At 65.1% G+C, this 21,558-nt stretch carries 22 protein-coding genes; 13 read left to right on the top strand and 9 right to left on the bottom strand.

From position 1 onward, the window contains the following. The first annotated feature begins 97 nt into the window (after positions 1–97). The 4 genes from J3U95_RS01860 to J3U95_RS01845 all read left to right on the top strand — a co-directional run bounded on the left by J3U95_RS01860 (position 98) and on the right by J3U95_RS01845 (position 5,974). Entirely contained in the window at positions 98–1,219 is a 1,122-nt protein-coding gene (locus J3U95_RS01860; RefSeq protein ID WP_208277002.1) for a LysM peptidoglycan-binding domain-containing protein, read from the top strand. An 8-nt stretch (positions 1,220–1,227) separates the two neighbouring features. Then, the gene (gene dprA / locus J3U95_RS01855) at positions 1,228–2,361 is read left to right on the top strand and encodes a DNA-processing protein DprA (RefSeq protein ID WP_208277001.1); all 1,134 of its coding nucleotides are present in this window, start codon (positions 1,228–1,230) and stop codon (positions 2,359–2,361) included. 213 nt (positions 2,362–2,574) lie between these two features. Further along, positions 2,575–3,033 carry a Smg family protein gene (locus J3U95_RS01850; RefSeq protein ID WP_208277000.1) on the top strand — a complete coding sequence of 153 codons (459 nt, stop codon included), beginning with the start codon at positions 2,575–2,577 and terminating at the stop codon, positions 3,031–3,033. A gap of 277 nt (positions 3,034–3,310) precedes the next feature. Beyond that, positions 3,311–5,974 (top strand): DNA topoisomerase III, encoded by a 2,664-nt coding sequence (locus J3U95_RS01845; protein ID WP_208276999.1) that lies wholly within the window; start codon positions 3,311–3,313, stop codon positions 5,972–5,974. Positions 5,975–6,410: 436 nt separating this feature from the next. On the opposite strand, the gene J3U95_RS01840 is transcribed toward J3U95_RS01845, so the two are convergent. The 3 genes from J3U95_RS01840 to J3U95_RS01830 are packed head-to-tail and all read right to left on the bottom strand — an operon-like array spanning position 6,411 to position 11,143. Then, positions 6,411–6,617, bottom strand: coding sequence for an addiction module protein (locus J3U95_RS01840; RefSeq protein WP_147936576.1), 207 nt, complete (start codon positions 6,615–6,617; stop codon positions 6,411–6,413). A 42-nt stretch (positions 6,618–6,659) separates the two neighbouring features. Next, complete coding sequence (locus J3U95_RS01835; protein WP_208276998.1) at positions 6,660–10,247, bottom strand: ABC transporter permease/M1 family aminopeptidase; 3,588 nt, start codon at positions 10,245–10,247, stop codon at positions 6,660–6,662. 2 nt (positions 10,248–10,249) lie between these two features. Then, the gene (locus J3U95_RS01830; protein ID WP_123071357.1) at positions 10,250–11,143 is read right to left on the bottom strand and encodes an ABC transporter ATP-binding protein; all 894 of its coding nucleotides are present in this window, start codon (positions 11,141–11,143) and stop codon (positions 10,250–10,252) included. Between the two features lie 234 nt (positions 11,144–11,377). Between J3U95_RS01830 and J3U95_RS01825 the strand changes: the two genes are divergently transcribed. Both J3U95_RS01825 and coq7 read left to right on the top strand, forming a co-directional pair. Next, complete coding sequence (locus tag J3U95_RS01825) at positions 11,378–11,854, top strand: hypothetical protein (RefSeq protein WP_208276997.1); 477 nt, start codon at positions 11,378–11,380, stop codon at positions 11,852–11,854. A gap of 34 nt (positions 11,855–11,888) precedes the next feature. Next, positions 11,889–12,533 (top strand): 2-polyprenyl-3-methyl-6-methoxy-1,4-benzoquinone monooxygenase, encoded by a 645-nt coding sequence (gene coq7, locus J3U95_RS01820; protein WP_208277064.1) that lies wholly within the window; start codon positions 11,889–11,891, stop codon positions 12,531–12,533. A gap of 38 nt (positions 12,534–12,571) precedes the next feature. Here coq7 and J3U95_RS01815 read toward each other — a convergent pair whose 3' ends face one another. The 5 genes from J3U95_RS01815 to J3U95_RS01795 all read right to left on the bottom strand — a co-directional run bounded on the left by J3U95_RS01815 (position 12,572) and on the right by J3U95_RS01795 (position 16,776). Then, a complete protein-coding gene (locus J3U95_RS01815; protein ID WP_208276996.1) occupies positions 12,572–12,994 on the bottom strand; it encodes an OsmC family protein in 423 nt (140 codons plus the stop codon). 127 nt (positions 12,995–13,121) lie between these two features. After that, positions 13,122–14,306, bottom strand: coding sequence for an ABC transporter permease (locus J3U95_RS01810; RefSeq protein ID WP_208276995.1), 1,185 nt, complete (start codon positions 14,304–14,306; stop codon positions 13,122–13,124). After that, complete coding sequence (locus J3U95_RS01805) at positions 14,303–15,034, bottom strand: ABC transporter ATP-binding protein (protein ID WP_208276994.1); 732 nt, start codon at positions 15,032–15,034, stop codon at positions 14,303–14,305. The genes J3U95_RS01810 and J3U95_RS01805 overlap by 4 nt, the downstream gene beginning before the upstream one ends. A 13-nt stretch (positions 15,035–15,047) precedes the next feature. Continuing rightward, positions 15,048–16,502 carry an alpha/beta fold hydrolase gene (locus J3U95_RS01800; protein WP_208276993.1) on the bottom strand — a complete coding sequence of 485 codons (1,455 nt, stop codon included), beginning with the start codon at positions 16,500–16,502 and terminating at the stop codon, positions 15,048–15,050. A 100-nt stretch (positions 16,503–16,602) separates the two neighbouring features. Continuing rightward, complete coding sequence (locus J3U95_RS01795; RefSeq protein ID WP_208276992.1) at positions 16,603–16,776, bottom strand: hypothetical protein; 174 nt, start codon at positions 16,774–16,776, stop codon at positions 16,603–16,605. On the opposite strand from J3U95_RS01795, the gene rplM reads away from it, so the two are divergent. The 7 genes from rplM (at position 16,775) to J3U95_RS01760 (ending at position 20,415) form a co-directional block, all read left to right on the top strand. Next, on the top strand, positions 16,775–17,203 hold the full coding sequence (rplM, locus tag J3U95_RS01790) for a 50S ribosomal protein L13 (protein ID WP_123069984.1): 429 nt from the start codon (positions 16,775–16,777) through the stop codon (positions 17,201–17,203). The two genes, J3U95_RS01795 and rplM, sit on opposite strands and share 2 nt — an antisense overlap. Positions 17,204–17,212: 9 nt before the next feature. After that, the gene (rpsI, locus tag J3U95_RS01785) at positions 17,213–17,605 is read left to right on the top strand and encodes a 30S ribosomal protein S9 (protein ID WP_005667904.1); all 393 of its coding nucleotides are present in this window, start codon (positions 17,213–17,215) and stop codon (positions 17,603–17,605) included. Between the two features lie 164 nt (positions 17,606–17,769). Continuing rightward, a complete protein-coding gene (gene argC / locus J3U95_RS01780) occupies positions 17,770–18,807 on the top strand; it encodes an N-acetyl-gamma-glutamyl-phosphate reductase (protein ID WP_208276991.1) in 1,038 nt (345 codons plus the stop codon). 127 nt (positions 18,808–18,934) lie between these two features. Beyond that, positions 18,935–19,336, top strand: a complete 402-nt coding sequence (locus tag J3U95_RS01775) for a bactofilin family protein (protein WP_109345081.1) — start codon at positions 18,935–18,937, stop codon at positions 19,334–19,336. A 53-nt stretch (positions 19,337–19,389) separates the two neighbouring features. Next, positions 19,390–19,758 (top strand): iron-sulfur cluster insertion protein ErpA, encoded by a 369-nt coding sequence (erpA, locus tag J3U95_RS01770; protein ID WP_208276990.1) that lies wholly within the window; start codon positions 19,390–19,392, stop codon positions 19,756–19,758. Positions 19,759–19,885: 127 nt separating this feature from the next. Beyond that, on the top strand, positions 19,886–20,113 hold the full coding sequence (locus J3U95_RS01765; RefSeq protein ID WP_208276989.1) for a hypothetical protein: 228 nt from the start codon (positions 19,886–19,888) through the stop codon (positions 20,111–20,113). 35 nt (positions 20,114–20,148) lie between these two features. Next, positions 20,149–20,415, top strand: a complete 267-nt coding sequence (locus tag J3U95_RS01760; RefSeq protein ID WP_208276988.1) for a hypothetical protein — start codon at positions 20,149–20,151, stop codon at positions 20,413–20,415. Positions 20,416–20,418: 3 nt separating this feature from the next. Here J3U95_RS01760 and J3U95_RS01755 read toward each other — a convergent pair whose 3' ends face one another. After that, on the bottom strand, positions 20,419–21,516 hold the full coding sequence (locus tag J3U95_RS01755) for an anhydro-N-acetylmuramic acid kinase (protein WP_208276987.1): 1,098 nt from the start codon (positions 21,514–21,516) through the stop codon (positions 20,419–20,421). Between the last annotated feature and the right edge of the window lie 42 nt (positions 21,517–21,558).

Here is a 21,558-nt window from a genome sequence, read left to right as displayed (position 1 = left end):
TGACGGCGCGGCCTGTTCAGCATCATGACCTGCATTGGATGCAGCTGCAATCTGGCGGCATCATTTAATCTTACGCCGCATTAAACGGACGTCTTCAATGAAAAATTTTAGCACAGTCGTGGCCCATGCTGCTGCGGCGGCGTTGCTCGCATGCGCAGCTGCTGCCTCGGCCCAGACTGCAACGCCCACTACTGCTGCCTGCAGTTTCCGCCCGGACGCACCGGACAAGCACGTCGTGGTCAAGGGCGATACCTTATGGGATATTTCTGGCGCCTTCTTGCGCAACCCATGGTGCTGGCCCCAGGTCTGGGGCATGAACCGTGACGAAATCCGCAACCCGCACTGGATCTATCCGGGCCAGACCATCTGGTTCGACCGCGCGCGCGGCCGCCTCAGCCTGCAGCAGCCCGGCAGCGGCCTGGACGCCGGCGACGGCCGCGATGCGCCGCCGCTGACCCGCCTGTCGCCACAGGTGCGCAGCGAAGGCCTGGCGCGCGACGCCGTGCCGGCAATTCCCGCCGGCGCCATCGAACCCTATCTGACCCAGCCGCTGGTGGTCGAGGCCGACGAGTTGGCGGGCGCGCCGCGCATCGCCGCCTCGCAGGAAGGCCGTGTCTACCTGGGAGAGGGCGACCGTGTCTACGTGCACGGCGACATCGGGGGCGAGAGCGTGTTCCAGGTGTTCCGTCCGGGCACCGCGCTGCGCGACCCGCAGACCGGCCAGGTGCTGGCGCACGAAGCCGCCTTCCTGGGCACCGTCAAGCTGCTCAAGCCGGCCGCGCCCGGCGTCGACGTGCACACCTTCCAGGTGACCAATACCCTGCAAGAGATGGGCGTGGGCGACCTGCTGGTGCCGGCGCCGCCGACGCCGGTGCGCAACTACGTGCCGCATGCGCCGCTGCAACCCCTCGACGGCCGCATCATGTCGATCTACTCGGGCGTGACCTACGCCGGACAGAGCCAGGTCGTCACTGTCAATCGGGGCGCGGTTGACGGACTCGATGTCGGCGCCGTGCTGCAGCTCTATCATCTGGGGAAGACTGTGGCCGATCCAGCGAGTCGGGGTTTCCTGGGCCTGGGCCGGCAGCAGTTGAAGCTGCCCGACGAGCAATACGGCAACCTGTTCATCTTCCGCGTGTTCAAGAACGTCTCGTACGGCTTGGTCATGCAGGTGACGGCGCCGGTGCAGGTGGGCGACGTCGCCAAATCACCCGAGTAACCAATACCGTGCAAGCCACGGAAACCCATCCCATTGCCGAGCGCGCCACCCCGATCGCCGACTGGCTGCGCCTGGAGCAGGCGGACGGGGTGGGTTGCCGCAGCGCGCATGCGCTGTTGTCGGCCTTCGGCTCGCCCGGCGCCATCTTCAGGGCGGGGCCGGCCGCGCTGGCGGCCCACGTGTCGGCCAGCCAGGCGCGCGCCCTGTGCGCGCCGGTCACGCCCGCCTTGACGGCCCTGGTCGAGGCCACCCTGGCCTGGCTGAAGCAACCCGGCCATCACCTCCTCACCTTCGACGATCCCCGGTATCCGGCGTCATTGTCCGAGATCCCCGATCCGCCGCTGCTGCTGTACGCCGCCGGCAACATCGAGATGCTGGCGCGGCCCCTGGTCGCCGTGGTCGGCAGCCGCAACGCCAGCGTGCAGGGCAAGCTCGACGCCGAATCCTTTGCCGCGGCCCTGTCCGGTGCCGGCCTGTGCGTGGTCTCGGGGCTGGCGCTGGGCATCGACACCGCCGCCCACGAAGGCGCGCTGCGCGGGCCGGGCGCCACCATCGCCGTGGTCGGCACCGGCCTCGACCGCGTCTATCCGGCGCGCAACCGCGCTCTGGCCCATCGCATCGCCGAACACGGTTGCCTGCTCAGCGAATACGCGCTGGGCACGCCGCCGCTGGCCGCCAATTTCCCGCGCCGTAACCGCGTGATCAGCGGCCTGGCCGCCGGCGTGCTGGTGATCGAGGCCGCCGCCCAGTCCGGCTCGCTGATCACGGCCCAGATGGCGGCGGAGCAGGGCAGGGAAGTGTTCGCCTTGCCCGGCTCCATTCACTCCGCGCTGGCCAAGGGGTGTCATCGCCTGATCCGCGATGGCGCGCAGCTGGTCGAGACGGTGGACGAGGTGTTGCTGGCGATGCGCGTGTCGCCGCTGGCGGCCATCGCACAAGAGAGGAATGCCGGGCCCGGCGAGACGGCGGAAGAAGACGCCGAACTGTTGGCCGCGCTGGGCCACGAACCGGTGGCGCTCGACGATTTGCTGGCGCGTCTCGGGGCCGATGCGGGCGAGCTCGGCGGACGCCTGCTGGGTCTGGAACTGGCCGGTTTGGTGGCGCAATTGCCGGGTGGAAGGGTGCAGCGCATCTGGCCTTAGGGCTACGTCAAATCAGGCCATTCGGATGCACATTTGATGGATTGGCTGTGCTTCTGTTAACGCAGTTTGCGAATTGTATGTTCTTGTTTTTAATGGTTTTTAGTAAGCTGGCTGATCGAACAAGGCTTCGATACAACGTTTTTTCCGCGAGGCAGCTCGTCAGGCGCGCTCTACTTGTGCCGCACGAAGTTTAGCTGCTACAGTAGCGTCACTATGTTCGACATCCTGGTCTATCTCTACGAGACGTATTACCGTCCCGACGCCTGCCCCGAGCCGGCAGCCCTGGCTCGTAAACTGTCCGCCGTCGGCTTCGACGACATCGAAATCTCGGAAGCGCTGGACTGGCTGACCGGGCTGACCGATGCGCCCCTGCCCGACACGATCGATGCCTCCACCGGCACGCGTTACTACGTGGACGAGGAATACATCGAGCTGGGCAGCGCCGCGATCGGCTTCATCGCCTTCCTCGAAAGCGCCAAGGTGCTCGGCCCCATCCAGCGCGAGATCGTCATCGAGCGCGCGCTGGCCTGCGACGAGTCTCCCATTGCCTTGAGCAAGCTCAAGATCATCGTGCTGATGGTGCTCTGGAGCCAGGGCAAGGAGCCGGACGCGCTGATGTTCGACGACTTGTTCAGCGACGACGACGAGCAGGAACCGCGTCTGCTGCACTGAATTACGTACCACACCGCAACATCCATCGAACGGGGCTGACGCCCCGTTTTGCTTTTCTTGTGCCCCATTTCTGGGCAGCGAAGAGGCGGCATGCGGTGCGCATCGCACCGTCCTGTAGCGCAAGGTGTACTTGCAGGGAGCGCGATAACGCGCTTATCATTGGCCGCTTCATCTTGACAGTTACCAATCAGACACTATGGCCGGAATTTCACGGTCTGGCTGTGAGCATGTATGATGCGCAAGCCCACACTATATAGATAGCACGACGAGAATCACTATGACCAAATCCCTCATCATCGCCGAGAAACCGTCAGTCGCGAACGATATCGCGAAGACGCTGGGCGGCTTCACCAAGCACGATGAGTACTTCGAGTCCGACGACTACGTCCTCTCGTCCGCCGTCGGCCACCTGCTCGAGATCGCGGTGCCCGAAGAACACGACGTCAAGCGCGGCAAGTGGAGCTTCACCCACCTGCCGATGATCCCGCCTTACTTCGCGCTGAACCCGATCGCCAAGACCGAATCGCGTCTCAAGGTGCTCAATAAGCTGATCAAGCGCAAGGACGTCACCACCCTGATCAACGCATGTGACGCGGGCCGCGAAGGAGAACTCATCTTCCGCCTGATCGCCCAGAACGCGAAAGCCAAGCAGCCGGTCAAGCGCCTGTGGCTGCAGTCGATGACGGCCAACGCGATCCGCGAAGGTTTCAACAACCTGCGCAGCGACGAAGAAATGCTGCCGCTGGCCGACGCCGCGCGCTGCCGCTCCGAAGCCGACTGGTTGATCGGCATCAACGGCACCCGCGCCATGACCGCCTTCAACTCGAAAGAGGGCGGCTTCTACCTGACGACGGTGGGCCGCGTGCAGACCCCGACCCTGTCGATCGTGGTCGAGCGCGAAGAAAAAATTAAAAAGTTCGTGCCGCGCGACTACTGGGAAGTGCGCGCCGAGTTCGTATGCGCCGCCGGCGTCTACGAAGGGCGCTGGCTCGACCAGAAATTCAAGAAGGACGAGAACGATCCCGAGAAGCGCGCCGAGCGCCTGTGGAGCAAGGCCGCCGCCGATTCGATCGCGGCCGCCTGCCGCTGCAAGCAGGGCAATGTCACCGAGGAAAGCAAGCCGACCACCTCGATGGCGCCGGGCCTGTTCGACCTGACGTCGCTGCAGCGCGAGGCCAACGGCCGCTTCGGCTTCTCGGCCAAGAACACGCTGGGCCTGGCCCAGGCGCTGTACGAAAAGCACAAGGTGCTGACCTACCCGCGTACCGATTCGCGCCACCTGCCTGAGGACTATATCGGCACCGTGAAGTCGACCCTGGAAGCGCTGGCCGAAACCAATAACTACAACCAGTTCGCCAAGCAGATCACCAAGAACGGCTGGGTCAAGCCGAACAAGCGCATCTTCGACAACGCCAAGATCTCGGACCACTTCGCCATCATCCCGACCGGCGTGGTGCCCAAGAACCTCTCCGAGCCTGAACAAAAGTTGTACGACCTGGTCACGCGCCGCTTCCTGGCCGTGTTCTTCCCGGCCGCCGAGTTCCTGGTCACGACCCGCTATACCGAAGTCTCGGGCCACCAGTTCAAGACCGAGGGCAAGGTCATGACCAACCCCGGCTGGATGGCCGTGTACGGTAAGGACACTGGCGACGACAAGGACGGCGCCAACCTGGTGCCGGTGGCCAAGGGCGAGAAGGTACTGACCGACAAGGTCACGGCCAACGGCCTGGTCACCAAGCCGCCGGCGCGCTACAACGAAGCGACCTTGCTGTCGGCAATGGAAGGCGCGGGCAAGCTGGTCGACTCCGACGAACTGCGCGATGCGATGGCCGGCAAGGGCCTGGGCACGCCGGCCACGCGCGCGGCCATCATCGAGGGCTTGCTGACCGAGAAATACCTGCTGCGCGAGGGGCGCGAACTGATGCCGACCGCGAAAGCGTTTCAGCTGATGACCCTGCTGCGCGGCCTGGGCGTGAATGAACTCACGGCGCCGGAGCTGACCGGCGAATGGGAATTCAAGCTGTCGCAAATGGAGAAGGGCAAGATCTCGCGCGAAGAATTCATGCGTGAAATCCAGCAGATGACCCAGATCATCGTCAAGCGCGCCAAGGAATACGACAACGACACGATTCCCGGCGAGTACGCGACCCTGGTCAACCCGTGCCCGAACTGCGGCGGCGTGGTCAAGGAAAACTACCGCCGTTTCGCCTGCACCAAGTGCGACTTCTCGATGAGCAAGACGCCGGGCAGCCGCCAGTTCGAGATCGAGGAAGTCGAAGAACTGCTGAAGAACCGCACCATCGGTCCGCTGCAGGGCTTCCGCTCGAAGATGGGGCGCCCGTTTGCCGCCATCCTGCGCATCGTGCGCGATGAAGAGATCAAGAACTTCAAGCTCGAGTTCGACTTTGGACAGGACGAGGAAGGCGAAGAGGGCGAAGGCGTCGACTTCAGCGGCCAGACCCCGGTCGGCCCTTGCCCGAAGTGTAACGGCGGCGTGTATGAAATGCCGCTCGCCTATGTTTGCGAGCACAGCGTGGCCAAGCCGAAGACTTGCGACTTCCGCAGCGGACGCATCATCCTGCAGCAGGAAATCGTGCCGGAACAGATGGCCAAGCTGCTCAACGACGGCAAGACCGACCTGCTGCCGGGCTTCGTGTCCCAGCGTACCCGTCGTGCATTCAAGGCCTTCCTGGTGCGCGGCAAGGACAACAAGATCAGCTTCGAGTTCGAGGAGCGCAAGGCCAAGCCGGGCGCCGCCGCCAAGGGCAAGGCTGCCGATGCCGATGCCGCGACGGGCGCCGATGGCGCCGATGGCGCGGCAGCGCCGGTGAAGGCGGCGCGCAAGGCGGCTGCAAAGCCGGCCGCCAAACCAGCGGCGAAGAAGGCCGTGGCCAAAAAGGCGCCAGCCAAGAAGGCGACCGCGGCCGCCGCGAAAAAGTAAGCGGATCGGTGGCGGGCCCGCCCCGTCCGGACGTAAAAAAACCGCGGCTTGCCGCGGTTTTTTCATTCCAGCATCAGCTATGCGCGATGCTTATTCTTGCCATTCCTTCAGCGCGAGGATTGCCGCCTCGCCATTGCGGATCGCTTTCACGCGCCGCACCACTTGGTCACAAGCGGGGTCAGGTCTGACATTCGGACACGGCCTCTGCAATGATCTTCCTTAACACAGTTCAGGTCGTGTCCAAATGTCAGACCTGACCCCGATTTAAATGTCAGACCTGACCCCGATTTAACGTGGCCAAAAAGGCGCCAGCCAAGAAGGCGACCGCGGCCGCCGCGAAAAAGTAAGCGGATCGGTGGTGGGCCCGCCCGTCCGGACGTAAAAAAACCGCGGCTTGCCGCGGTTTTTTCATTCCAGCATCAGCTATGCGCGATGCTTATTCTTGCCATTCCTTCAGCGCGAGGATTGCCGCCTCGCCATTGCGGATCGCTTTCACGCGCCGCACCACTTCGTTGCGCCACGCTTCATCGGCGTCCTGGTCGGGGCCGTCGATATCCTGTAGCAGCAGCTGCATGACTTCCTGTTTCTCGGCCGGGCTCAACAGCTTGAGTCGTTCGGCGATTTCCGCGACGGCGTTGGACATGATGCTCTCTCCTATAATTTTGCTTCGATCATAGCGCGAGAACTATTGATTGTCGACTGGCAGCATATTGTCATTCGGTTTGCGATCGATCAATTTGTTGTCAGGATCGATGCCGGCGCGGCCCGGCACGCCATCGACCACCAGGGTCAGTTGCTGCGCGGCCTGGGTCACCAGCCGCCGTTCGCGTACCAAGGGGTTGCCAATGCGATCATCCACGCCGAACTCGATGTAGTCGTTCAGCGGCATCGGCCGTTCCTCGCCCCCGTCCGTCATCCTCAGCTTGCCGGCGTGGGCATCGATCGTGACCTCGACCTTGCCGTCCGGGCGGCGGCGTGCGACGGCGCCGGCGGCGCGGTTCTCGTAGAACACGATCGATTCGAACAGGTCGTCTATCAGGTAGGCCTTGTCCTTCGGCGTCACCGCGCGCAAGGCCCCGACCAGGCTGGAAGCGGTCGGATAGGGGGCGCTGCGATAGGCGTATTGCTGCAGCAGGCCGCGCAGCACGCCGTCGACCACGTCCTCGCCCAGCATGTCCTGCAACAGGTACAGCGCCAGGCCACCCTTGCGCTGGTGGATGTAGCGCTGGTTCTCGTTGTGCGCCAGCGGCAGTTCCTTTTCCTGTTCCTGGGCGCGGCCCACCAGGTAGGCCTCCTGCTCATAACGCAGGAAGCGCCGCATCTTGTCCGCGCCGTAGGTGCGCTTCATGACCATCAGCGCCGTGTATTCGGCCAGGCTCTCGGTCAGCACGGTCGCGCCACGCGTATCGGCGCCGACCAGTTGCTGGCCCCACCACTGGCGCGCGGTCTCGCGGGCGCTGACGTAGAACGGGTAGTCGAGGTCCTTGGGCGAGCCGGGGTCGACGCGCGCGATGAAGGCGGCGCTTTCCGACAACGGGATCAGGCCCGGGAAAGCTTGCGTGACGCGGACGGTGCGCGGGAATTCGGCGATGCGCAGCTCGCGCAGCGGATAGCGGCCGAGATGGCGCGCGCCGTAGTCCAGGCCGGCCTGGGCGCCGCGGATCAGGCGCTCGACGTTGACGTCGTGCCCCGGCTGGTAATAGACGTCGATCGTCACGTCCTGCCAGCGATCGTGGCGCACCTCGTAGCGCGCCGACTGGAAGGCATAGGCGTTCAGCATCGGGCGGTCCATCTTGTAGCGGAAGTGGCGCCGTCCGCCTTCGTTCCATTCGCGCACCAGTGTGCCGGGCGCGATCGCGACCTGGTCCGCGCTCGTGCTGACGGTGGCGTCGAAGCCGATCCAGTCAGCGTCCACGCCGATGCGGTGCCTGGACCGGCCGGCCGGGTCGTCGCGCGCCGGCATGGGCGCGCGCGCGGCCAGGCCGTGGCGACGCCGGTCGCGCGGGTCGCTCAGTTCGACCGAGGGTTGATAGCCGATGCGCGGCATGACCTCGTTGGTGAAGAAGGTGCCGTTGGCAGCCACCGGCGTGTCGCTGCCCAGGCCCAGCGGGCCGCGCGGCGCGTAATCGAGTTCGAAATCGAAGTCCAGGCGCGCGCCCGGCGCCAGCGGGGTGGCCAGGCGATAGTGGTAGAAGCCGCGGTCCGGGTCGAGCGCGACCGTTGTCGCCGGCTGGCCGAAGCTCGGCGTCAAGCGCGCGCCGCGCTGCTGGTACAGCACCAGGTCGCGGATCGGCGCGCCGCTGCGGTTCTCGAGCCGGTAGCTGCCCTTGACGTGCAGGGCGCGTTGCTCTGGATGGATGGCGGCATCGAGCCTGACGTCGACGATGCGCGGCTGCGGCAGCCGGGCGAAGCCGTGGTAGCGCTTCTCGTATTCGGCGCGCAGCAGCTCGCCGCGCCATGGCGTCAGGTAGCCGCCGCTCGACAGTTCCCAGGCGAGGAAGCCGCCGGCGCCCGCGAACACGGCCAGCCCGACGCCGAAGCAGGTCAACACCTTTGGTGTCAGGTTGCGGCGCGCCAGGCGCAGGCGCTCGCGCCAGGCGTCGTCGACGCCGCGCGGCCACAGCGCGCGCGCCAGCGCCAGCAGCATCAGCGCCGCGCCGCTCCAGTACAGCAGATACAGGCGGTCGCGCAGCAGGTGGTGGCCGAAGCCGCTCATCGGCGAATACGTCATGTCGGGCGAGACCCCGTACAGCAGCAGCGGATGGTTCTGGCCGGCGCCGCTCAGCAGGATCGCGGCCACGACCCAGGCGATCATCAGGAAGTTGGCCACGTATTTGTGGTTGACGACGACCTGCGCCGCGATCGCCAGCACCGCGACCAGCGCGTAGTTGGGCAGCAGGATGGTGAACAGCGCGTGCAGGTAGAGTCCCGGCTCGAGCTGGAAGTAGCCCTTGAACAGCTGGATCAGCATGCCGGTGACCATGGCCAGCAGCAGCAGCAGCGCCTGCAGGCCGACCAGGGCCAGGGTCTTGCCGGCCAGCGGCAGCCAGCTCGGCACCGGCAGCGCGTCGAACATCTGGGCCACGCGCGCCTCGCGTTCGCGCCAGACCAGTTCACCGGCGTAGAAGATCGTGGTGGCCAGCACGAACAGGCCGAACACCGCGCGGATCAGCTCCAGCACCATATAGGTCACCGGATAGGTGGCGGTGCCGTAGATGGCGTCGAGGTCGATCCCGCCGGCGACCAGGGCCAGCACGCCGGCGGTGGCCAGCGCCGCGAAGTAGACGTTGCGGGTCATCTCGCGCAGCTCGCCCCGCGCCGACTTGAGCAGCAGCAGCGCCAGGCTGCGCGCCGCGAAATCGGGTGGCGCGGTGGTGTCGCGCGCGGCTTGCGACAAGTCGATCGGCAGGTCGGGCTGGGCATGGCCGCGGCCGCGCGCGCGCGCCTGCGCGTCGGCCTCGCCGATGAAGTGGAAGCGCCAGTAGCCGAGCAGCAGCGCCAGCAGCGCCAAGCCGCACCACAGCAGGCGGTTGACCAGGTAGACGTCCTGCAGGTCGATCGGATCGAGGTTGCGCTGGGCGAGTGGCCAGTACTCGGTCAGCAGGAACAGGGCGGTGGTGCCGAACGGGTCGATCAGGGCGGCCAGGGTCTTGAAGTCGAGGTCGCGCGCCAGCGACGGCGCGACGGTATAGCCGATGGTCATGACCACGGCGGCCACGTAGACCGGCAGCATGCGCCGGGTCAGCGCGGCGAGCACGAAGAAGATCGCGCCGAAGATGAACAGGTTGGGCAGCAGCGTGAACAGGTAGGGCTTGATCCAGGCCGAAGGCGTCGATCCGCCCAGGCGGTCGGGCGCGATGCCGGGAATGAAGGTGCCGAGCCACAGCCCGACCAGGATGCCGGAAAAGATCACCGCCAGGGTCGCGAACGCGCCGAGGAAGCGGCCGAACACGTAGTCGGCCTTGCTTAACGGCGCGCTGAAGAAGAAGTGGTGCATTTCGTGCTCGAAGTCCTGCTGCACCGCGCGGCCCATCATCCCCGCCGTGACCACCGTGCCCAGGCTGCCCAGCAGCGCCGTCGCGATCGCGATCTGGCGCGGCGCGTCGATCAGGATCCGGTTGCCGAAGGCGACGATCAGGTCGCGGAAGGCGCCGCCCGAGGCGGCCATCCAGGTCATGGAGAGCGCCACGAAGACGGCAAAATAGACCCAGGTCGAGACCCGCCGCAGGCGCTGGCCCGCTTCGAAGCGGGCGATGACGAACAGGGCGCGCACGGTCAGCAGTTCCCGGCGGCCGGGTTGTGGCGGCCGGCGATGGTGGCGAAATACACGTCTTCCAGGCTGGCGCGCGCCGGCTCGAAGCCGTCGCCCGGATCGTCCTCGGAGTACACATGGATCAGGGTGCGGCCGCTGAGCAGGCGGGTCGAAATCACGCTGTAGCGCGACTGGAAGGCCGGCAGCTCGGCCTTGGTGACGAAACGGGCCCAGATGAAGTCTTCGATCCCGTAGATCAGCTCTTGCGGCTCGCCGCACAGCAGCACCTGGCCCTTGTTGATGATCGCCATATTGGCGCACAGGTCGGCCACGTCGGACACGATGTGGGTCGACAGCAGCACGGTGCGTTCTTCGCCGATGTCCGACAGCAGGTTGTGGAAGCGCACCCGTTCCTGCGGATCGAGGCCGGCGGTGGGTTCGTCGACGATGATCAGGCGCGGGTCGCCCAGCAGGGCCTGGGCGATGCCGAAGCGCTGGCGCATGCCGCCCGAGAAGGTGCCCAGGCGCTGGTCACGCACTTCCCACAGATTCGTCTGCTGCAACAGGCCGTCGACCACCTCGCGCCGGCGCGCCTTGTGCGACAGGCCTTTGAGCTGGGCGAAATGGTCCAGCAGTTCGTGAGCGGTCACTTTCGGATAGACGCCGAAATCCTGCGGCAGGTAGCCCAGCATGCGGCGCACCGCGTCCTTTTCGTCGAGCACGTCAATATCGTCCAGGAATACCGAACCGGAATCGCATTCCTGCAAGGTCGCCAGGATCCGCATCAGGGTCGATTTGCCCGCGCCGTTGGGGCCGAGCAGCCCGAACATCCCGGCCGGGATGTTGAGCGTGACACGGTCCAGCGCGACCACGCCATTGGCGTAGGTCTTGGACAAATTGCGGATTTTCAGTTGCATGACGACTCCTGGCTGCAGCCCTGCGCGTCTTTACGCAAGGTCAAACACTTTTTCACACTGGCATTGTATTCAATCGGCACGGCCGCGGCGGGCTCGGTGCGACACACGGTCCAAACAGGGACCCAGACCGCATTATCCGGTGACAGGACGCACGATGGTTTTCTTTTGATAAATTTCTTGCAATAGAGGGCGGGCGTGCGGCGCAAGCTGGGGCAAAGCATGGATAATGGAAGCATGGACTCCATCACCCAAGAAAAGCTCTTGATCCTGATGCGCGAAGGGCGCAGCCGGGCCGAATCCACCGACTGGTTCCGCGTCGCGCTGGGCCTGGTCTACCTGGCCGGCCTGATGACCAAGGAGGAGATCGACTTCAAGGCGGTCGACCGCGAGTTCAACCGCTTCATCTACCACACGCTGGGCAAGGGCCACACCATCACCAGCGTGCTGCAGTTCATGAGCGGCGCGAAGGTGATGCCGACGGTGGAGTCGGCGCGCTTCCTGGACGCCTTCAAGCGCCATTGCCCGGGCGTGCCGCTGGTGTCGGTGCCGTTCCTGCTGGAGCTGAACCTGGGCGTGGCCAAGAACATTTCGGGGCTGGAGCCGGAAGGTCCGCTGGCGGCCTGGATCGCGCGCAAGAAACATGAACAGGGTGAAGAACAAGCGGCGCCGAAGGCAGAGGCGGGCTCTGGGCCGCATGCCGAAGGCATATAATGGACGCTTCAGCGACCAGAACATCGAGCACACCATGATTGCGAACCGTTTCATCAGCCCCCTGGACCAACTGATCGTCGGCGTCGACAAGGCCTTGCGCGTCGTCGGCGGCGTGGCGGCGATGTCGCGCCCGAACCCGGGCGCGCACGCCATCGACGGCGAATTGAGCGACGCCGAGCGCCGCCACAGCGCGGGCCTGATGCGGGTGAACCACGTGGGCGAGGTCTGCGCTCAGGCGCTCTACGATTCGCAGGCCAACTTCGCTCATACGCAAGAGGTGCGGACGCAGTTCGAGCACGCCGCGCGCGAGGAAGAAGACCACCTGGCCTGGTGCGCACAGCGCCTGACCGAGCTCGGATCGCAGCCGAGCGTCTTGAATCCCCTGTGGTATGCGGGCGCCTACGTGATGGGCAGCGTGGCGGCCCGGATCGGCGACCCGGTCAGCCTGGGCTTCGTGGTCGAGACCGAGCGTCAGGTCGAGGCGCACCTGAACAGCCATCTGGAACTGCTGCCGGCGCAGGACGCCAAGTCGCGCGCCATCGTCGACCAGATGCGCATCGACGAGATCGCGCACGCCGACGCGGCGCAGGCTGCCGGCGCGGCCTCGCTGCCCTTGCCGGTCAAGGTGGCGATGCGGGCGATGGCGAAGGTGATGACCACCACCGCTTACCGAATTTGACGTGACGGCGTTGGCGGCGGGCGCCGCCAACGTCGTGCTTATACTTCGACGATCTCGAACGAGTGCGTGATCTCGGCCGTCTTGGCCAGCATGATCGACGCCGAGCAGTACTTCTCATGCGACAGCTTGACCGCGCGTTCCACCGCCGTCGGCTTCAGCGCGTGGCCGGTGACCGTGAAGTGGAAGTTGATCTTGGTGAACACCTTGGGGTCGGTGTCGGCGCGTTCGGCCTGCAGCGTCACGTCGCAGCCGCGCACGTCCTCGCGGCTGCGCTTGAGGATCAGGACCACGTCGTAGGCGGTGCAGCCGCCGGTGCCCACCAGGACCATCTCCATCGGGCGCGGCGCCAGGTTATGGCCGCCGCCGTCCGGCGCGCCGTCCATGGTCACCATGTGGCCGCTGCCGGTCTCGGCCCGGAAACTCATGCCCGACGGGCCGTTCCAGCTGACTTTCACTTCCATGCGATTCTCCGTGTTGCTGATGCGTCGATAAGGGAGTCGATTGTACGGCAGCCGCCGCCCTTGCGTGCAAGGCGGCCGCCGTTTCTCATACGCCCCGCATCACACACCCCGCATCACACACACCGCATCACACACCCAATACGTACTTCTCGCTCTTCATGCGCCAGCTGGCGAAGGCGACGATCAACAGCGCCGGGACCAGCGAACAGAGGAAGGTCAGCGCGAACGGCGCGAAGCCGATGTCGCCGCTCTTGGCCAATTCCTTGATCAGGGTCTGGTTCGACAGCATCGGCATCAGGTACATCCACTGCGCCGTCTTGAGTTCCATGAACGAGACCACGAAGCCGGGCAGCAGCGGCAGGATCATCACCAGGCTGACCGTGGTCTGGGCTTCCTTGAACGTCTTGGCGTTCATCGCCATGGCGACGTACAGGGCGGAAGACAGCAGCGCCAGCGGCATCGTCGCCAGGCAGACCAGCAGCAGCTCGCCCCAGCCGAGGTTCCACGACATGCCGATTTCTTCCAGCGGCAGCCAGCGCAGGATCGCGTGGCCCAGCATCAGCACCACGGTGACGCCCAGCAGGGCCAGCACGCTGGATGCGAGCCACTTGCCGCCCACCAGCTCCCAGCTATGCGCCGGCTGCGCCATGAGCACTTCCAGCGAGCGCCGTTCGCGTTCGCCGGCGGTGCTGTCGACTGCCGACGACATGTTCAGGAGGAAGGCCGGGAAGAACAGGAAGCCGATCAAGCCGCCGATGACCATGGCCGAGCGCGAGGCATTGGTGCCGGTGTCGTAGCGTTGCAGCTGGATCGGCGCCAGCGTGGCTGGCGACACGCCGTGCGCCAGCAGGCGCGCGCTGGCGATATTGCTGCCGTAGGCCTGCAGGATTTCTTCGAGCTCGCGCCGCTGCGGGCCGCTTTCGGCCGACGAGTCGAACCACAGCTCGATGCGTGCCGGGCGCATCGCCTGGTAGTTGTCGACGAAGTCGTCCGACAGGCGCAGCACCGCCGCGATCTTCTTGCCATGTAAAAGCTCGCCGATCGCTTCCTCGGTCATGGGCCCGGATTCGTTGATCGTCACGCTGCGTTCGCGCAGCTGGGCGATCAGGGTCGGAGCCTTGGCGCCGCCGATCACGGTCAGGTGGATACCTTCGCGTTCGGTGCGGGTGCTCTTGTCGATCAATTGGTGCAGCGTGACGCCGAGGATCGCCGGATAGAACAGCACCGCCAGCAGCAGGAAGCCGAAGGTGCGCCGGTCGCGCAGCGTCTCGCGCAGCTCTTTGAGGAATACGACCTTGAGTTTGGACTTCATGCGATACCTTCCTCGGTGCCCACCAGGCTGACGAACGCGTCTTCCAGGTCGGCGATGCCGGTGCGCCGGCACAGTTCTTGTGGCGAGCCCTGGGCCACGGTATGGCCCTTGGCGATGACGATCACGTCCTCGCACAGGTGGATCACTTCCTGCATCACGTGGGTGGCCATGATCACGCAGCAGCCATCCTCGCGCAGGGCATTGAGCGCCGTGTGCAGCGCGCGCGTGCTCATCACGTCCAGGCCGCGGCTCGGTTCATCGAGCAGCAGGTGGCGCGGGCGGTGCAGCAGGGTGCGCGCCAGCGCCACCTTGATGCGCTGGCCCTGCGAGAAGCCCTTGGTCTGGCGCTCGAGGATGTCGTCCATCCCGAGCAGGTCCGACACCTCGGCGACGCGGGTGCGCAGCGCGGCGCCGTCCATGCCGTTCAATTCGCCGAAGTAGTTCAGGTATTCGCGCGTGGTGAGGCGCTCGTACAGCCCGAACTGGTCGGTCAGGAAGCCGATATTGCGGCGCACCGCCATCGGGTCCTTCTCGGGATCGATGCCGCCGATCGAGATGGTGCCGTGGTCGCGCCTGAGCAGGCCAACCAGGGTGCGCAGCAGGGTGGTCTTGCCGGCGCCGTTGGGCCCCAGCAGCGCGGTGATCTGGCCGTCGCGCGCGGTAAAGGAAACGCCGCCCAGCGCCTGGACGGCGCCGAACTGCTTGCGTACATCGTGGACTTCGATCATGGGGTTCCCGGATTCAGGGTTGCGGCCCGGCGCTGCCGAGCTGGAAGGTGGGGGCCGGCACCTCGGCCATGCAGGCGGCGTCGAGCTTGTCCTGCGGCCGGTCGAGGAAGGCGCGCAGCAAGCGCGGCGCGCAGCCTAGCTGCGACACGCCGTGGCCGGCATTGGCGACCACCACGTGCTGGGCGCGCGCCATCGACTTCGCGGCCGTCGCGGCGCGGTGCGGCGGCGTGACCGGATCGAGGGCGCCCGACAGCAGCAGGACCGGCGCCTCGATGCGCGATGGCAGCACATACGGCACCGCGGGCACCTTGATATCCTGGCACAGTTTCGGGATCATCTCGGCCAGCGGGCGCGCCAGCACGGCGGCGTCGGATTTCATCAGCTCGGGCGTGAAGCGCGGCACGTCTTCGGCGCACACCACGGCGAAGTGCAGCAGCATCGACATGCTGGCGTCGTTGCCGAAGTCGCCGGCCAGGTTCTGGCGCGCGACGAAAGGCTCCCAGCGCCCGCGGCTGGCGCTGTGGATCAGGAAGGGGAGGCGGCGCGCATCGGCCGGCGCATACAGGATGTTGTGCACGGTGCCGAGGAAGCGCTGCGAACTCATGGTGAACTCGGTCGGCTCGGCGGTGCGCGGATTGGGCAGCGACAGGTGAACGTCGCCCGCCTCGACCTTCGCGACCAGCGCATCGAATTCGGCGCGCAAGTTCGGGTAGGCCTTGTTGCAGGCAGCGTCTTTGGCGCAGGCGGCGAACAGGCTGTCGAGCGCGGCCTGGCCGTCACGGCCGCCGGCGGGGATCACCTGGTCGGGCGCGGCCACGCCGTCCAGCACCAGGCTGCGCACGCTGTCCGGATAGGCGCGCGCATAGGCCTGGCCCAGGCGGGTGCCGTAGGAACCGCCCCACAGGTTCACCTGGCGGTAGCCCAGCGCGCGCCGCACTTGCTCCAGGTCGCGCGCCGCCGCCGCCGTGGTGTAGGCGGCCAGCGGCTGCTTGTTGTTGGCGATGCAGGTGCGCAGTTCGGCCATCAGCTCGTCGTCCGTCATGCGCTCGTGTTCCGGCCTGCTTTCGCAATCGAGCTTGCCGGAGCGGCCGGTGCCGCGCTGGTCGATGAAGACGATGTCGCGGGTGGCGCGCACTCGGTCGAAGGCCAGCTTGAGCAAGGGCAGCACGTCGCTGCCGGCCTGGCCGGGGCCGCCGGCCAGCACGAACAGCGGGTCGCTGCGCGTGCCCTGGCGATAGGCCGGGGCGACCGTCACGTGCAGTTTCAGTGGCGCGCCTTGGGGCTTGGCGTAATCGAGCGGGACATCGACGCTGACGCAGCGCAGCGCTTCGACCACGCCGGGCAGGTGGCAGCTGCGTTCGCTCATTGATGGCGCCGGCATGCTGGCGGCGGGCTGGGCGCCGGCAAGGCTGGTCGCCGCCAGGAGTGGCAGGAATAATAGGGCGGGCAGAATCTTGAATCGCTTCACAGCATCTCCTCAGGTTGCAACGATGATAAGTTCGCGCTGTTTCCCCGGTCAACCGATTGTTTCAACGATGCATCAAGGCATGCATTTCGGGTAGTGGTCCTTACGCAAGCGCGCGGGATGCGCTCGCCCGACGTGGATGGGGATTGACGGCAAGGAGGTAATAGGGGTATGATTGCCGGCTTTCCGTTTGCTCAGGAAAGACAATAAGGACGAGTCCGCTGAAGGTTTTGTGCGGAACCACCATTTGAGCAATTTTTTCTTTTGGATTAAACATGAAAACTTTTTCCGCTAAGGGCCACGAAGTCCAGCGCGACTGGTTTGTCATCGACGCGACGGACCTGGTCCTCGGACGTGTTGCCAGCGAAGTGGCACTCCGACTGCGCGGCAAGCACAAGCCAGAGTTCACCCCGCACGTCGACACCGGCGACTTCATCGTCGTGATCAACGCCGGCAAACTGCGCGTGACCGGTACCAAGGCCACCGCAAAAACGTACTACCGTCACTCGGGCTACCCGGGCGGTATCTACGAAACCAACTTCCTGAAAATGCAACAGCGTTTCCCAGGTCGCGCACTCGAGAAGGCTGTCAAGGGCATGCTGCCTAAGGGCCCACTCGGCTACGCCATGATCAAGAAGCTGAAAGTGTACGCGGAAGGTTCGCACCCGCACGCTGCTCAGCAACCACAAGCACTGACCCTCTAAGGAACTGACATGATCGGTAACTACAACTACGGCACCGGCCGTCGCAAGAGTGCAGTCGCTCGCGTGTTCATCAAAGCTGGCACCGGCCAGATCATCGTGAACGGTAAACCGGCATCGGAATACTTCTCGCGTGAAACCGGCCTGATGGTGATCCGTCAGCCGCTGGAACTGACCGGCAACGTCGAACGTTTCGACATCAAGGTCAACGTGCACGGCGGTGGCGAATCGGGCCAGGCTGGCGCCGTCCGTCACGGCATCACCCGCGCACTGATCGACTACGACGCAGGCCTCAAGGGCGACCTGGCACGTGCCGGTTTCGTCACCCGTGACGCCCGTGAAGTCGAGCGTAAGAAAGTTGGTCTGCGCAAAGCACGCCGCGCAAAGCAATTCTCGAAGCGTTAATCGTCTTCCTCAGTGCCTTCGGGCACTGGTTCAGAAAAGCCGTCCGCCGCAAGGTTGGGCGGCTTTTTTGCTTTGGAGATAGGTACAACGCCTGCATACACAGGCTGTTAAAATGCAGCCTCGTCCTGGAAAGGGGCCTTTTTACCATTATTGAAGGAACAGACATGATTAAAGTTGGCATCGTCGGCGGAACCGGATACACGGGCGTGGAATTGCTGCGGCTGTTGGCCGTTCATCCGGATGTGCAACTGACCGCGATTACCTCGCGCAAGGAAGACGGCCTGCCGGTGGCCGATATGTTCCCTTCGCTGCGCGGTCGCGTCGACATCGCCTTCTCGAGCCCGGACAAGGCCGACCTGAAGCAGTGCGACGTGGTCTTCTTCGCCACCCCGCACGGCGTGGCGATGGCCCAGGCGCCCGAGCTGCTGGCGGCCGGGGTCAAGGTGATCGACCTGGCGGCGGACTTCCGCATCAAGGACCGCGCCGTCTTCGAAAAATGGTACAAGATCGAGCACACCGCACCCGAGCTGCTGGATGAAGCCGTCTATGGCCTGCCGGAACTAAACCGCGACGACATCAAGGGTGCGCGCCTGATCGCCAACCCGGGCTGCTACCCGACCACGATGCAGCTGGGCTTCTATCCGCTCTTGAGGGCCGGCCTGATCGATGCCGGTAGCCTGATCGCCGACTGCAAGTCGGGCGTCTCCGGCGCCGGCCGCAAGGCCGAGATCGGCACGTTGTTCTCGGAGTCGAGCGACAACTTCAAGGCTTACGGTGTCCACGGCCATCGTCATACCCCGGAAACCTCGGCCCAGCTGGCCCGCTATACCGACCAGAAGGTCGGCCTGATCTTCACCCCGCACCTGGTGCCGATGATCCGCGGCATGCACGCGACCCTGTACGCGCGCCTGACGCAAGAGATCGACAACGCCGCCCTGCAGGCGCTGTTCGAAGAACAATACAAGGACAGCGAATTCGTCGACGTCATGCCGTTCGGCTCGCATCCAGAGACGCGCTCGACCCGCGGCTCGAACATGCTGCGCCTGGCGCTGCACCGTCCGGAAGGCACGGACACCGTCGTGATCCTGGTGGTGCAGGACAACCTGGTCAAGGGCGCCTCCGGCCAGGCCGTGCAGTGCATGAACCTGATGTTTGGCCTGGAAGAGTCGAAGGGCCTGCAGCAGATCGCGCTGTTGCCATAATACAAAGTGGTTGCGGCGACGACGCTCGTTGCTCGACCCGACGCAGATCAAAGCGACCACCTTTGAGCCGGGTAAATTGGCTGTTGGACACGTTCAATCCAACGGTCACTATCCTCAGAGGTGCGTCATGTTCGGTCGACAAGTAAAAAGCGAGATAGACAGCCTGGTCGGGATCTCGGCCCGCATCGAGGGTGACCTGTGTTTCACCGGCGGGCTGCGCATCGACGGGGAAGTCCATGGCAATGTGGTGGCTGTGGACGGCGCCGACAGCATGCTGATCGTGTCGGAGCACGCGCGCATCGAAGGCGAGGTGCGCTGCGCCAGCCTGGTGGTCAATGGTTATATCGCCGGCGCGGTTTATTCGTCGGAACTCCTTGAATTACAGCCGAAAGGCCGCATCAATGGGGATGTACACTACCGTTTGCTCGAAATGCACGGCGGGGCGTTGGTAACAGGTAAATTAACGCACCAACCCGCCAGCGAGCCGGTGTTTCATCTAGCCGACGCCATGGAAGGGTCGGCAGCATGACTTCCGCCAACCGTCTATAATGGACGGTGTTTGATTTATTCAGGAGCTTTCCCATGACCGCAGTCGCCGAAGTGCAAGATTTCGACACGATTCCCGTACCAATCAACTTCACCGACAGCGCCGCTCAGAAAGTTGCTCAGCTGATCGAAGAAGAAGGCAACCCCGACCTCAAGCTGCGCGTCTTCGTGCAGGGCGGTGGCTGCTCGGGCTTCCAATATGGTTTCACCTTCGACGAGATCGTCAATGACGACGACACGACGATGGAAAAGAACGGCGTCCAGCTGCTGATCGACTCGATGAGCTACCAGTACCTGGTCGGCGCCGAGATCGACTACAAGGATGACCTCGAAGGCGCCCAGTTCGTGATCAAGAACCCGAACGCCACCTCGACCTGCGGCTGCGGTTCGTCGTTCTCGGCGTAATCGTTGCCTGCCCATCCAGGCCACGGTCTGGATCATCGACGGCCCGCTCGTGCGGGCCGTTTGCATTTATCACATTCGCAGCCGGCCCGCGGTGGTAGCATGACGCCTTTTTGAGACAGAGGTAGCCATGACCGTATTCGCCATGCCCGTATTCGACGCCACCGTCATCTATGAGGGCAAGGAATTGTTCAAGGGGCAGGGAGCCGCCAAAGGCTGGGCCGAGAAGCTGGCCCGGGAAATCGAGACGACCGTCACGGTGGAAAAAATCGGCACCGGCTGGGCGCTGTGCGGCACGGTCGATGGCGTGCCGTGCCAGTGGGGCATCCTCGGTCAGCGGCTCAAGCGCTTCGACTGACGCCGCAAGATATCAATTCAACATCAAGGTAAGCAATGAACAAGAATGAACTCGCGAAATTCGATGCGAAGAAGCTGATGAACAAGATGGGCCCCAAGGGCGCCACCATCGGCAAGCCCGGGGATGCTCCGGCAGCGGACCGCCGCGAACAACGCGAGCGCGACCGCGCGCTGGGCCTGGTGCCGTTCGCGGTCAAGCTCAATGGCGAGCTGGTAAAGCAATTGCAGACGCAGAGCAAGGAGCGGGGCGTCGACCTCAACGAGCTGGTGGCGCAGTTGCTGCAAAAAGGCCTGGCTGCCTGAACATCAGGCCGGGTATAGCGCCCCCAGGATGCGCGCACCGCGCGCGCCCGTGACCGCCGGCAGGTTGCCCGCTTCGCGGTTCGCAAAACGCCAGCCCAGCCAGGCGAAGGCCAGCGCCTCGACCCGGTTCGGCGCCACGCCCAGCTCCTCCGTCGACGCCACTTTCGCACCATCCAGTTCAGCGCCGATGGCGCGCAGCAGGGCGCCGTTGTAGGCGCCGCCGCCGCAGACGTAGACCGCGTCCGGCATCACGCCTTCGTCGCGGATCGCGCGCGCGATCGTCACCGCCGTCAATTGCACCAGGGTCGCCTGCACGTCGGCCGGCGCGAGCTTGCCGAAGGACGAGAGCCTGGCGTCGAGCCATGGCGCGTGGAACAGGTCGCGTCCGGTGCTCTTGGGCGCCGGCTGGCAGAAATACGGTTCGTCGAGCAGGGCGTCCAGCAGCGGTTGTTGGACGGTGCCGGTCGCGCCCCATGCCCCATCTTCGTCATAGGCGCGGCCCTGGTGGCGCGCGACCCACAGGTCGAGCAAGACATTGCCTGGGCCGGTATCGAAACCGGTCACGCGGCCGTCGCCGTGCAGCACGCTGATATTGCCGATGCCGCCGATGTTCACCACCACGCGCGCCGTGCCCGGCTTGCCGAAGGCGGCCTCGTGGAAGGCCGGCACCAGCGGCGCGCCCTGACCGCCGGCAGCGATGTCGCGGCTGCGGAAGTCGGCGATCACGTCGATGCCGATCAGCTCGGCCAGCAGGGCCGGGTTATTGGTCTGGCGCGTAAAACCCAACTCGGGGCGGTGGCGGATGGTCTGGCCGTGGACGGCGACCGCCGTCACCGGCGCCGGGCAGGATGGCAGCAGTGAGCGCACGCAATCGGCATAGGCCAGGGCCAGGCCGTTGGCGGCCAGCGCTTCGCGTTCGAGTTCGTTGTGGCTGGCGGCTTGCAGCGCCATCAGTTCGCTGCGCAGTTCGGCAGGGAAGGGGGTGAAGGCGGCCGACAGGGTCTGGATGGCGCCGTTCGAGAAATCGGCCAGCACGCCGTCGACGCCGTCGAGGCTGGTGCCGGACATCAGGCCGATGTAGAGAGAGTGAGTTTCGGTCATGGTGTTCTCAACGCATATAAAAGAAAACGCCCTCCGGCATCG

Origin of the sequence: Massilia oculi, assembly GCF_017582745.1 — a bacterium.
GTDB lineage: Bacteria > Pseudomonadota > Gammaproteobacteria > Burkholderiales > Burkholderiaceae_D > Telluria > Telluria oculi_A.
The sequence above is the reverse complement of the archived record's forward strand: the minus strand, read 5'-3'. Positions and strand labels throughout refer to the sequence as shown.